Genomic DNA, 12,419 nt, shown 5'->3' on the forward strand with positions numbered 1-12,419 from the left:
GGCCCCGCCCCCGCGCTCCGATCCGGACCGCACCCTGGACTCCGGCGACGCGGGCCGGAAACCTGTCCCCGGAGCAGCGAACGGAGCAGCGAACGGAGCCGCCCCGGAGCAGCACCGGAGCGGAACCGGGCAGCACCGGAGCGCCACCGGACCGGCACCGGCCCTCGGACGACAGGGCCCTGGAAGGGGATCAGTCATGACCACGCCCGTACGCATCGGTCTCGCCGGATACGGCTTCGGCGGCAGGTACTTCCACGCCCCCTTGCTCGCCGCCGCGAAGGAATGCGCGTTCCTCGGAGTCGTCACCACCTCGCCCGAGCGCCGCGCGCAGGTCGCGGCGGAGCACGGCCGGCCGACGTACGCCTCACTCGTCGAACTGGCGAAGGACGGCGCCGAGGCGGTCGCGATCTCCACCCCGGCGGACACCCATGTCCCGCTGGTGCGGCAGGCGTTGGAGCTGGGCCTCGCGGTGGTGTGCGACAAGCCGTTCGCGCTTGACGCCGAGTCGGCGCGGGAGACCGTGGAGCTGGCCGAGCGGCTCGCCGTGCCACTGACGGTGTATCAGAACCGGCGCTGGGACGCCGACTTCCGCACCCTGAGGCGCCTCGTCGAGGAGGGCGCGCTCGGCACGCTGACGAGGTTCGAGTCCCGCTTCGAACGCTTCGCGCCCGTACCGGGCCCGCCCGCCGCGGGTGGCGGCACCCTGCTCGACTTCGGCAGCCACCTGGTCGACCAGGCCCTCGTCCTGTCAGGCCCGGTGGAGCGGGTGTACGCCGAGATCCATCACGTCGACGGTACGGGCGGCCTCGACGACGACGTGTTCGTGGCCCTCACCCACCGCGACGGCGCGCGCTCGCAACTGTGGGGCAGTTGGCGCCAGGGCGCCCCAGGCCCGCGCTTCCGGGCGACCGGCACCGCGGGCACGTACATCGTCGACGGCCCGGACACCCAGGAGAACCTGCTGGTGGCGGGCGCCTCCCCGGCGACCGAAGGGGACCGGTGGGGCGTCGAGCCCGAGGACCAGTGGGGGCAGCTGCGGCGCGCGGACCACCGCGAGCCGGTCGCCTCCGCCCGCGGCGCGTGGGACCGCTTCTACCCGGCCTTCGCCGCCGCCGTCCGCGGCACCGGGCCCGTGCCCGTCGACCCCTGGGACGCGGTGGCCACCGCGACGGTCCTGGACGCGGCACGCCGCAGCGCCGAGAGCGGCGAGGTCGTACGGCTGCGCTGAGCTGGGCGTCACGGCAGCCGCGTCGCCGTCATGTGGCTGCCCGGTACCGGCCCGGCTCGACCTCCACGACGAGTCCCGACTCCGTCAACCGGTCCAAGTGCTGGGCCGCGGTGCGTCGTTCGACCGGGTCCACATGGGCGCCTTCGACGTGCCGCCGGTACACGAGCCGGTGCGCGGCGATCTCCGTGAGGGTGCGGGGCTCGGCGAGCAGGGCGAGGAGGGTCGCGTCGCGCTTCTGGACCACCGCCGCGTAGGCGTCGAGGCGGCGGCGGAACTCCGCCCGGCCCTCGATCACGCCCTTCTGGTGCGCCGTGCCGTACCAGCGGGCGTCGATGTCCCGGCAGCGCCGCACCGAGGCCTCGAAGTCCGTGAGGTCGCTGCCGACGTCGCCGTAGAACGGGCCGAACGACGTCAGGTCGATGTCCGCCACGAACAGGAAGCCGTCCGGTTCGATCAGGAACCCGCAGTGGCCCGCGGTGTGCCCGGGAAGGTGGACGACCGTCACGGTGCGGCCGCCGAGGTCGAAGACGGCGCCGTCCGCGAAGCCCGCCGCGTCGGGGCGGCCACGTACGTGGAAGTCCTCCCGCAGCATCCGGTCGAGCGACGCGGCGGCCTCGCCCCCCAGGCCGTACGCCGCGGCCATGACCTCGCGGGACCTGAGCGCGGCGAGGTCCTGCTCGTGCGTGTGGACGGGCACGTCGTCGTACTGGCCGAGCCCCGCGACGTGGTCCTCATGGGCGTGGCTCACCAGAACCAGGTCGGCGGGCGGTGCCCCGGCCACGAGGGACAGTGACGGGTCGATGACCAGAGTGCCGTCGCTGCCGCGTACGAGCAGGGAGTTGCCGTACGGGTACGCGCCGCGCTCGGCACCGGCGAGGACGGTGACCTCGCCGTACGGCACTTCCGTGTATCCCAGGGTGGGGAGGGACTTCACTGCGCTCCTTACGTCCGTGAACCGGGCGGCGGTGGGCGGCAGTTGGCGTGCGGGGCGCGCCGACCGGCCGTGATCACCCCCAGTCTGTGCCGGACACCGGGGCGCGTCACGGATTCCGCCGGAGTCGCCCGCCGCTCACCCGCCCCGAGACCCCGGCAAGATCCGAACGACAGGCCCTAGTCCACCGGGCCGAGCAGCGCTCCGTGGACGAGGTCCGGGCGGATGCGGATCGCGAAGTCCGTGGAGCCGAACACCCAGGGGTGCAGCAGCGACCGGTAGCGGGAGAGGTCGGCCGGGTCGGTGACCACCTGGGCGTAACCGGTGACCACCACGCTCCACCCCAGGTGGGTGCGCGGGTCGATGGCGTCGGCCTCGTAGGCGACGACGACGCCCGTGCCCGTGTCCGCCCGGTGCGCCTGCGCGGTGAGGGCCGCGCCCTCGTGCGTCCGGATCACGATGTCGCCGTGGTCGAGGATGTGGTTGACCGGGCGGATGGCCGGCAGCGCGTGCTCGGTGAAGGCGATCCGGCCCACGGAGACACCGGACAGCAGGCGCAGCGCCTCGGCCCGGTCGAGCGGGACCATCCGGCGCGGGCCGGACTCCGCCGACGGAGGCGTGCCGGTGATGAGGTCGGTCCGGCGGGGAGACTCGTCACTCATCGTGGTCCTCCCTTGGAACCGATGGATCCGATGGACCGGTGCAACCGATGCAACCGATGGAACTCCGGACGGCCGTCCCGGGCTAGGGCCGGACGGTCCCGGTCACGAGCCGCTCAGCCCACGCCCGGCGGCCCGCCGTCCCGCCCGATGTGAGAGACCCTGGAAGGACACGGGCGCGGCGGTCGAGGCGCCGGGACTCCGATCGGCGCGGGCGTACGGACGAGGAGCATCCGATGGTGGACAGGGCGCAGGCCGCACCTGGCGGTCCCGTGCGGGTGTTCCTGCTCGACGACCACGAGGTGGTACGGCGCGGGGTGCGGGACCTGCTTGACGACGAGGCCGACATCACCGTGGTCGGCGAGGCCGCCACCGCCGAGCAGGCCCTCGCGCGGGTGCCCGCCCTGCGCCCGGACGTGGCCGTGCTCGACGTGCGGCTGCCGGACGGCGACGGCGTGACGGTCTGCCGTGAGCTGCGGGCGCGGATGCCGGACCTCGCCTGTCTGATGCTCACGTCGTTCGACGACGAGGAGGCGCTGCTCGACTCGATCATGGCGGGCGCCTCCGGCTATGTGCTGAAACAGATCCAGGGCTCCGACCTGGTCTCGGCCGTGCGGACCGTCGCGCGCGGCCAGTCCCTCCTCGACCCCAGCGCCGCCACCAAGGTGATGGCACGGCTCCGTGGCGAACGGCAGCACACCGAGGAGCCGGACGCGCTGCCCGGAGTGACCGAGCGTGAGCGGGAGATCCTGGTGCTGATCGGGGAGGGGCTCACCAACCGGCAGATCGGCGAGCGGCTCTATCTCGCCGAGAAGACGGTCAAGAACCACATCTCGCGGCTGCTCGCCAAGCTCGGCGTGGAGCGCCGCATCCAGGCAGCCGTGATCGCGACCCACGCGCAGGACCGCCTCAAGCACGACCACTACGACCAGCACGACCACTACGACCACCGCTGATCGACCACCACTGACCACAGGGTCTGGGACCAGCACGACCGCCACTGACCACAGGGTCTGGAGGGTGTACGGATGGGAAGCCGCGACGAGGACGAGGCCCTCCGGGCCCGGCTGCCGCAGCTACGCCTCGACGACCTCCTGGAGGCGGTCCAGGCCCGCCTGGAAGCGGCCCGCGGTACCCGCGACCGCGTGCACCAACTCCTCGCTGCCGTGCTCTCCGTGGGCCGGGAACTCGACCTGGAACAGGCCCTGCGCGGCATCGTGCAGGCCGCGACGTCGCTGGTGGACGCGGAGTACGGCGCCATCGGGCTGATCGGGCCCGACGGCACCCGGCTCTCGGACTTCCTCACCGTGGGCATCTCGACCGAGGAGATCGCCGCGATCGGCCACTACCCCGAGGGGCACGGCATCCTCGGGGAACTCATCCGGCACCCCGAGTCGCTCCGCCTCACGAAGATCTCGGAGCACCCCGCCTCGTACGGCTTCCCGCCCGGCCATCCGCCCATGAACACGTTCCTCGGCGTCCCGATCCGAGTGCGCGGCCAGGTCTTCGGCAACCTCTACCTGACCGAGAAGCGGGGCGGCGCGGAGTTCGACGACGAGGACGAGGCGGTGCTCGCCACGCTGGCCGTCGCGGCCGGGGTCGCGATCGACAACGCCCGCCTGTACGAGGAGTCCCGGCTGCGCGAGCGCTGGCTGCGGGCCAGTGCCGAGGTCACCTATGGGCTGATGTCGGGCAGTGACCGTACGGAGATCCTGGCGCTGATCGCGAAGCGGGCGCGGGAGATCACCTCATCGGCCCTGGCCGTGGTCGCCGTACCCATGAAGGAAACCCCGGCGCTCACCGTGGAACTCGCCATCGGGCAGTCCGCGGAACAGCACCGGGGCCTCGTCCTGCCCCTCGACGGCAGCCTGATCGGGCAGGCCTTCACCACCGCCGCACCCGTCACCAGCGCGGACGCCGCACGGGACGAGCGGATCACGGCCGTTCCGGCACGGTTCGCGGGACTCGGACCCGCCGTGGCCGTACCGATCGGCGTCGGCACGGACGTGAAGGGCGTCGTCCTGCTCGTGCGCGCCGAGGGACAGGCGGGCTTCGCGGACCAGGTGATCGAACCGCTGCAGGGCTTCGCCGCGCAGGCGGAGGTCGCGATGGAGCTGGCCGAGCGGCGCCGTGACGTCGAGCGGATCACCCTCCTTCAGGACCGCGACCGCATCGCCCGCGACCTGCACGACCTGGCCATCCAACGGCTGTTCGCCACCGGCATGACCCTGCAGAGCGCCGGCCGCCTCATCGACCATGCCGAGGCCTCGGCGCGGGTGCAGCGGGCGGTGGAGGACCTGGACGAGACCATCAAGATCATCAGGTCGACGATCTTCGGACTGCGCGCACGTGAGGGCTCGGCAAGCCCCGGTCTGCGGGCCCGCGTGGTGGCGGCGGTCGGGGAGGCGGCGCCGATGCTCGGGTTCGTCCCCAGCGTGCGGATGGAGGGCCTGCTCGACACCGTGGTGCCGGGGGAGACCGCCGACGACGCGATGGCGGTCCTGTCCGAGGCCCTCACCAACATCGCCCGGCACGCCCGCGCGGACCGGGCCGACGTGGCGCTCGAGACCGACGGGCAGCAACTGCGGCTCACGGTCACCGACGACGGGGTGGGCATCCCCGCGGGCGGCGGCGGCCGACGCAGCGGACTGCTCAACATGGCGGAACGCGCCGAGCAGTTGGGCGGCGCACTGGAACTGTCCCGTCCGGCCGAGGGCGGCACGACGGTGGTGTGGCGGGTGCCGGTGGGGGAGTAGGGCGTGCGCCCGTCGCGTACGGGTGCCCGCGCCCGTACGCGTACCGATGCCCGTACCCGTACCCGTACCCGTACCCGCACCCGTACCCGTACCCGCACGGCGTACCGCCGCAGAAAGAGCCCACCGGAACCCCGGCAGGGCCACTCGGCCCCTGCCGGTCGCGCGGTCCGTGGACCAGCCTTGAGGCAGCCGACGGCTACGGCCGGATCGCCCCCGGCCGGGGGCGGGGGACCACGTGTACGGCCGCGACGCAAGGAGACGCAGCCATGATCACCACCACGACGCCGCGCATGTCACACGCCCTCCCGGCCGACCACCGGGGCGCCCTCATGAGCCTCGCCAGGGAAGTGGACATCCCCCCGCACACCCGCCTCTTCAACGAAGGCGGCAGGGCCGATCACTTCTGGGTCGTCCGGTCCGGCGCCGTCGCCCTCGACATGCGCGTACCCGGACGACAGCCCGTGGTGATCGAGACGCTCGGCTTCGACGAACTCGTCGGCTGGTCCTGGCTGTTCCGGCCGCACGTATGGCAGTTGGGCGCCGAGGCGGTGGGCCCGGTGCGGGCGTGGGAGTTCGACGCGGACAAGGTACGGGAGATGTGCCGGGACAACCCGGCGATGGGCGAGTCGGTCGCCGGCTGGGTCGGCCAGGTGATCGCGCACCGCCTGCAGGCCACCCGTGTCCGCCTCCTGGAGGTGTACTCCCCGTACGACAGCGGGGTACCCGGCTGAACGGCACCGGCAGGCCGACAGCCGAACGGAAGGAGCCCGCCATGGCAGCGCAGCCGATCGACCGGGAGACCGTGACCGACCTGGTGCGTGCCGCCACCGCCGCGCCGTCGATGCACAACGCCCAGCCGTGGCGCTTCCGCTTCCACTCCGCCGGGCGCGAGCTCGATCTCCGCGCCGACCTCGACCGGGCGATGCCGCACACCGACCCCGACCAGCGCGCGCTGCACATCGGTTGTGGCGCGGCCCTGTTCAACCTGCGGGTGGCCGTCGCCGAGAAGGGCTGGGGCGCTGCGGTGCGGCTGTTCCCGGACGCCGCCGACGCGCAGTTGCTCGCCCGGGTGCGCCTCGCGCCGGGGGAGCCGCACGACCCTGCCCTGGCCGGCCTGTCCGACGCGATCGGGCGCAGGCACACGAGCCGCCGGCCGTTCACGGACAAGCCCGTTCCGGCGGCGGTCGAGGGTGAGTTGTGCGCCGCAGCCCGGAGCGAGGGCGCGCAGTTGATCTTCGTGGACGAGTGGCACCGGGAGGCGCTCCTCGACCAGGTGAAGGATGCGGAGGGCCGCGACCGGGCGGAGCCGGACCGTACCGAGGACGTACGCCGCTGGACCCGCACCGGTGCGGCCGAGGCCACGGACGGCGTTCCGGAGTACGCCTTCGGCCCGCGCGTACGGACCGGCCGCGCGCCCGTACGTGACTTCGCCGGACGTGGCACGGACCCGGGCCGCCCCGCCGTCGCCTTCGAGAACGCCCCCCACCTCGCCGTGCTCGGCACCGCCGAGGACCGCCGCGACGACTGGCTCCGCGCCGGACAGGCACTGGAACGGGTCCTGCTGCTCGCCACCCTCGACGGCCTCGCGACCTCCCTCACGGCCCACGCCCTGGAATGGCGCGACCTGCGTGAACTCGCGCGCGACCCGAGCTCGTCGATGGGCTTCGTGCACATGGTGCTGCGCCTGGGCTACGGCCCTTCGGGCACGGCGACGCCGCGTAACCCGGTGGGACAGGTGCTGGAGATCGACTGACACCGACCCGGTCAGGCGTCCGGACCCGGTCAGGCGTCCAGTGGAACAACCGCCACCGGACAAGCCGCGTGATGCAGCAACGCATGGGCCACGCCCCCGAGTTGGAGGCCGAAGTGGCTGTGGCGGTGGCGGGCGCCGATGACCAGGAGGTCCGCGTCGGCCGACCGGTGCAGCAGGACCTTGTGCGCGGGCCCTTCGATGGCGAAGTGGTCCACCCGTATCCGTGGATGGTCCTCGGCCGCCGTGCCCAGTACCTCGTCGAGGAGCAGCGTCGCCTCCTGCTCGAAGTGGTGCTCGGGCTCGCCGATGAGCAGAGGGTGGTCGACCGTCTCGTGCGCCGGGGCCTGCCACGCGCGTACCGCCTCCAGGGTGCAGCCCCGTGCCTCCGCCGCACGCAGCGCGAACCGGAGTGCCGAGGCCCCCGTCGCGGCGGAGCCCACGCCGAGCAGGACCCGTCCGTGGGTGCCCTCGCGGCTCTCCTCGGTGCCCCGTACGACGATCACCGGGCACGGGGCCCGCGCCGTGAGGGCGAGGCTGACGGAGCCGAGGAGGAGTTCGGTCACCGGGCCGCGGCCGTGCTGGCCGGTGACCAGGGCGGTCGCGTGCTCGGCCGCCCGCAGCAGGGCGTCCGTCGCCTCCTCGTGCAGTATGGCGCTGGAGACGGCCACGTCGGGATCCTGCCGCAGGGCCCGCTCCGTCGCCGTGCCGACGATCTGCTCGGCGGCGCTCTCGGGGGAGGTGCGGCCCAGACGTTCCGCGAGCGCCGCGCCCTCGTACCGCTCCCACAGGGACGCGTTGACGAGGCGCAGCGGCAGGCCGTGCCGGGCCGCCTCGTCCACCGCCCAGTCGACGGCCTGGAGCCCGGACTGCGAACCGTCCACACCGACGATCAGGGGTAGGGCCACGATCAGCACCGCCTCTCGGGTGCGCTGCGGGGCGCGGCCCGGAGCGGACCCGCCGTCTCAAGCGTGCGCCCGCCCGCGCACCGGCGCGAGGGCCGACCCGGCCCGGAGCCCGGGACGGTCGGCCCTCCCGGCGGTGGGTCACCTCAGTGGCAGCAGTCCAGGACCTGCGCGGTCCAGTCGCGGGCGATGACGTCCACCAGACCGAGGTCGGTGATCTTCATCGTGGGCGAGACGGCCAGGGTCAGCGTCGAGACGCTCATGAACGGGTTGCGGTGCCGCCAGCCCCAGGCGCCCAGTTCGTCCCGTACCCACCGCGAGGCCTCCGCCACGTCGTGGGCCGCGGCCGTCGACATGACGCCGCCGACGCCGAGGGGCAGCCGCGCGGTGACGGCGCCCTCGCGGGCCACGGCCACACCGCCGTCGTCGGCGAGGACCGCCTCGGCCGCGGCCCGCATGGAGCGGACGGTGGTGCCGAGCGTCACCAGGTTGTGGCTGTCATGGGCGTACGTGGTGGTCACGGCGCCGTCGGAGAGGTCCATCCCTGTCACGGGCACGCAGGACGTGTGGTCCCGGCCGTGCCGGTTGCGTACCCAGCACAGCGCCGTACGGCCCTCCCACGCCACGATGCCGTCGGCGACGTCGAGTTCGACCTCGGTCGGCTCGGTGTAGGTGTCGACCGGGTTGACCTTCAGGGCACGGAAACGGTGCCGCCCGTCGGGCAGGTCCACCCGCCACCGGTACTCGTCCTCGGGGAGCCCGGCGACATGCACCGAGCCCGCGAACGGGTGGTCGCCCGGGTGCGGTTCGGCGTACGTGGCACGGCCCCCGGAGGCGACGAGGCGGCCGCCCGCGATGACCGAGCCGACGGCGAAGTCCGCCAACGGGCCGTCCAGGAGCACGAGATCGGCGCGCTTGCCCGGCGCGACCACACCCCGGTCGGGAAGCCGCAGGCGCTGCGCGGGCGTCCACGTCAGCGCGCGGAGCGCGTCGAGCGCGGGCAGCCCGGCCGCGACGGCGGTGCGCGCGATGTGGTCGAGATGCCCGGCGGCGACGATGTGGTCGGCCGCCAGGTCGTCGGTGACCAGGCAGAGCGGCGGCAGTTGCGGCAGGTCGAGCAGCGCCTGGACGACCTCGGGCTCCAGGCACTTCTCCTGCAGCATGACGGTCATGCCGAGGCGGGCCTTCTCGACGACCACGGCGGGCGTGTTCTTGGTGTGGTCGGAGTCGATGCCGGTGGCCATGTACCGGCTGAGCTCCTCGCCGGTCAGGCCGGGGCAGTGCCCGTCGAGGATCGCGCCCTGCTCGCGGGCCACCTCGATGATGGAGTGCATCCGCGGGTCACCGGAGACGACGGCGCGGTAGTCCATCACCTCGGCGAGTGCCCGTACGCCGTCCCAGCGGAGCAGTTCGTCCACGTCGTCGGCGTCGAGATGGGCGCCCGAGTACTCGAAGCCGGCAAGCGCCGGTACGCAGGACGGCACGCCCCAGAGCTGGGTCTGCGGGGTGCTGCGGCCGGCGTCGATCATCCACCGCATGGCGGTGCGCCCGGCGACGTTGACGATCTCGTGCGGGTCGGCGAGCACGGTGGTGGTGCCGCGCGGCAGCGTGAGCCACGCGAACGCGGCGGGGGTGAGGAAGGAGCTCTCGACGTGCATATGGGCGTCGAGGAAGCCGGGGACGATCAACTGCCCGGTGGCGTCGATCTGTTCGGCGGCCTCGCCCCCGGTGCCGGGCGGGACCACACCGCTGATGACCGAGCCGGTGAGCAGCACATCGGCGGCGAAGGTCTCGCCGGTGAAGACGGAGACGACCTCGCCCCCGGAGATACGGATGTCGTGCACGTGGTTCACGCGTTTCCCGATCAGTGGACGGAGTTGTAGAAGAAGTAGAGGAGGAACGGCAGCAGCACCCACATACCGGGGTGGATCTCCTTGAAGCGCCCGGACACGGCCTTGACGAGCACGTACGCGGTCAGGCCCGCGGCGATGCCTGTGCCGAAGTTGCCCCAGAAGAGGGTGCAGGCGACGACGAGGGCCGCCGGGATGCCGTCGGTGGGGTCGGACATGTCGACCTTGCGGAGCCCGGCCAGCATGGACAGGCCGATGAAGATCAGCACCGGAGCCGTGGCGGCCGCCGGGATCATCGTCGCGACCGGAGTGAACAGCAGCAGCAGCGAGAAGAGGCCGCCCGTCACCACGGAGGTGAGCCCGGTACGGCCGCCGCTGTCGGAACCGGCGGCGGACTCCAGGTACGTGGTCACGCTGGGCCCGCCGATCGCGGAGCCGCCGATGACGCTGACCGAGTCGACCAGGAACGGCTTGTTCACGTTCGGGATCTGGCCGTGTTCGTCGGCGAGCCCGATCCGCTCGCCCACGGCCATCACGACACCCGTGGCGGAGAAGAACTCCGCGGCGAACAGGGCGAAGAGGTACGGCAGGTACTCGGGCTGCAGCGCGCCCCACAGGTCGATGTTGAACGCCACCGGGCCGAGCCCGCCCGGCAGTTCGACCAAGGTCTCGGGCAGCTCGGCCACCCCGAACGGCACCGCGAGGACGGTGAGGACCGCCATGGTGATCAGCAGCGTGCCGGGAACCTTCCGCGAGGCCAGGGCCACGACCAGGACCAGGCCGCCGAGCGTCAACAGGCCTGCGGCGGAGGTGAGTTCACCGACCTTCATGCCCTTCGGGCCGAACTCGATGAGCCCGGCCGAACGGAACCCGAGCATCGCGATGTAGAGGCCGATGGCCGAGCCGATCGACAGGCGTACGCAGTCGGGGATGACGCGGGTGACGAGCTGGCGCACGCCGAAGAGGGTCAGCAGCAGGAACGCGACACCGGACCAGAACACCATGCCCATGGCGACCGGGTAGGGCACCTTGTCGTGCTGGATCAGGGTGACCGCCACCAGGGCCACGCCGCCGAGTCCTGGGGCGAGGACGAACGGCAGGTTGGCGTAGAGGCCCATGAACAGCGTCGCCAGGACCACCGTGACGATCACGCCGGTGGTCGCCGCCGCGTGCGGCACACCCGCGTCGGCGAGCATGCCGGGCACCACGACGACCACGTACGCGGAGGCGAGGAACATGCTGACGCCCGCGAGCAGCTCGGTCCGTACGGACGTGCCGCGTTCTGACAACCGGAAGAGGCGGTCGACTCTTGACGCGCTTCTTGGCGTGGTTTCGGTTTCCATCGCGGCTCCTCATGATCGCAGTCGCCATGACTGCAATCGCTTGCAGCATGCGTTTGCAGGGTAGAGTAAGCGCAGTCCGGACATGCGTAAAGCCATTGGGAGGGGCGCCGAGGTGAAGAAGCTCGAGGACGTGGCCAGGGAGGCCGGTGTCTCCGCCTCCACGGTCTCGCGTGCGCTCAGCCGCCCGGACATGGTGTCCGAGGCCACCCGTACCCGGGTCCTCGAAGCCGCCGAGCGCCTCGGCTACCGCCACAATTCCGCCGCCCGCGCCCTGGTCACCGGCCGGACCGGGCTGCTCGCCTTCAGCGTCCCCTCACTGGCCAACCCGTTCTACGCCCCGGTCATCGCGGGCGCCCAGGACGCCGCCGAGGAGGCGGGCTGCGAGCTGATCGTGGTGGTCACCGACGGCTCGCCCGAGCGTGAACAGGCCCTGTTCACCCGCCTCGCGGAGCGGGTCGACGGCTTCGCCGCCGCGGCCCCGACCTCTGTCGGTACTCAACTCTCCGCTGCGGCACGGCGGTTGCCGCTGGTCACCGTCAACCGCCGGGTGCGGGGCGTCAGTTCGGTGGTCGTCGACACGCCCAGCGGGATGGGCGCGCTCGGCGCCCACCTCGCCGCGCTCGGCCACCGCCGGATCGCCTACCTCGGCGGGCCCGAGGGCTCTTGGCTCGACCCGCGCCGGCTGAGCGGCCTGCGGGCGGCGGTGCCGGAGTGCGAGGTGGTCGCCCTCGGCCCGTACCCGCCCGAGTTCGAGGCCGGGGTGCGCGCCGTCGCCGGGGTCCTCGACGCCGAGTGCACCGCCGTCATCGCGTACAGCAGCACTCTGCTGATCGGCCTGCTGCACCGCATCACCATGCTCGGCCTGCGCGCCCCCGACGACCTGAGCCTGGCCTGCGCCGACGACCTGTCCGCGGCCGGCCTCGCGATGCCCGACGTCACGGCCCTGCACGTACCGGCCGCCGAAGCGGGCCGCCGCGCCGTCGAACGCCTCCTGGAA

11 protein-coding genes are annotated in these 12,419 nt (G+C 72.9%); 6 read left to right on the forward strand and 5 right to left on the reverse strand.

Going from position 1 to position 12,419, the window contains the following annotated elements; all coding sequences use genetic code 11:
- Positions 1-196 precede the first annotated feature (196 nt).
- Entirely contained in the window at positions 197-1,228 is a 1,032-nt protein-coding gene (locus GUY60_RS24595; RefSeq protein WP_161701450.1) for a Gfo/Idh/MocA family protein, read from the forward strand.
- Positions 1,229-1,256: 28 nt separating this feature from the next.
- On the opposite strand, the gene GUY60_RS24600 is transcribed toward GUY60_RS24595, so the two are convergent.
- Both GUY60_RS24600 and GUY60_RS24605 read right to left on the reverse strand, forming a co-directional pair.
- Positions 1,257-2,162 carry an MBL fold metallo-hydrolase gene (locus GUY60_RS24600; protein ID WP_312866410.1) on the reverse strand — a complete coding sequence of 302 codons (906 nt, stop codon included), beginning with the start codon at positions 2,160-2,162 and terminating at the stop codon, positions 1,257-1,259.
- Positions 2,163-2,338: 176 nt separating this feature from the next.
- Entirely contained in the window at positions 2,339-2,821 is a 483-nt protein-coding gene (locus GUY60_RS24605; RefSeq protein WP_161701452.1) for a pyridoxamine 5'-phosphate oxidase family protein, read from the reverse strand.
- 233 nt (positions 2,822-3,054) lie between these two features.
- On the opposite strand from GUY60_RS24605, the gene GUY60_RS24610 reads away from it, so the two are divergent.
- From GUY60_RS24610 to GUY60_RS24625, 4 genes are all read left to right on the forward strand, one after another.
- The gene (locus GUY60_RS24610) at positions 3,055-3,774 is read left to right on the forward strand and encodes a response regulator (protein WP_161701454.1); all 720 of its coding nucleotides are present in this window, start codon (positions 3,055-3,057) and stop codon (positions 3,772-3,774) included.
- Positions 3,775-3,846: 72 nt separating this feature from the next.
- Positions 3,847-5,574 (forward strand): sensor histidine kinase, encoded by a 1,728-nt coding sequence (locus GUY60_RS24615; protein WP_161701456.1) that lies wholly within the window; start codon positions 3,847-3,849, stop codon positions 5,572-5,574.
- Between the two features lie 266 nt (positions 5,575-5,840).
- Positions 5,841-6,305, forward strand: a complete 465-nt coding sequence (locus GUY60_RS24620; protein WP_161701458.1) for a Crp/Fnr family transcriptional regulator — start codon at positions 5,841-5,843, stop codon at positions 6,303-6,305.
- A gap of 41 nt (positions 6,306-6,346) precedes the next feature.
- The gene (locus tag GUY60_RS24625; RefSeq protein WP_161701460.1) at positions 6,347-7,327 is read left to right on the forward strand and encodes an Acg family FMN-binding oxidoreductase; all 981 of its coding nucleotides are present in this window, start codon (positions 6,347-6,349) and stop codon (positions 7,325-7,327) included.
- A gap of 29 nt (positions 7,328-7,356) precedes the next feature.
- Here the strand turns inward: GUY60_RS24625 and GUY60_RS24630 are convergent, their stop codons facing one another.
- From GUY60_RS24630 to GUY60_RS24640, 3 genes are all read right to left on the reverse strand, one after another.
- Positions 7,357-8,232, reverse strand: a complete 876-nt coding sequence (locus GUY60_RS24630; protein ID WP_161701462.1) for a universal stress protein — start codon at positions 8,230-8,232, stop codon at positions 7,357-7,359.
- A gap of 143 nt (positions 8,233-8,375) precedes the next feature.
- Positions 8,376-10,082: an adenine deaminase C-terminal domain-containing protein gene (locus tag GUY60_RS24635; RefSeq protein ID WP_312866411.1), complete on the reverse strand. Its 1,707-nt coding sequence runs from the start codon at positions 10,080-10,082 to the stop codon at positions 8,376-8,378.
- 11 nt (positions 10,083-10,093) lie between these two features.
- Positions 10,094-11,422, reverse strand: coding sequence for an NCS2 family permease (locus tag GUY60_RS24640; RefSeq protein ID WP_161701464.1), 1,329 nt, complete (start codon positions 11,420-11,422; stop codon positions 10,094-10,096).
- Positions 11,423-11,534: 112 nt separating this feature from the next.
- Here GUY60_RS24640 and GUY60_RS24645 point away from each other — a divergent pair.
- Positions 11,535-12,419 (forward strand): LacI family DNA-binding transcriptional regulator (locus GUY60_RS24645; protein WP_223178730.1); only part of this gene is annotated, 885 nt, incomplete at its 3' end.

The sequence above is a fragment of the Streptomyces boluensis genome, from assembly GCF_009908195.1.
Lineage (GTDB): Bacteria > Actinomycetota > Actinomycetes > Streptomycetales > Streptomycetaceae > Streptomyces > Streptomyces boluensis.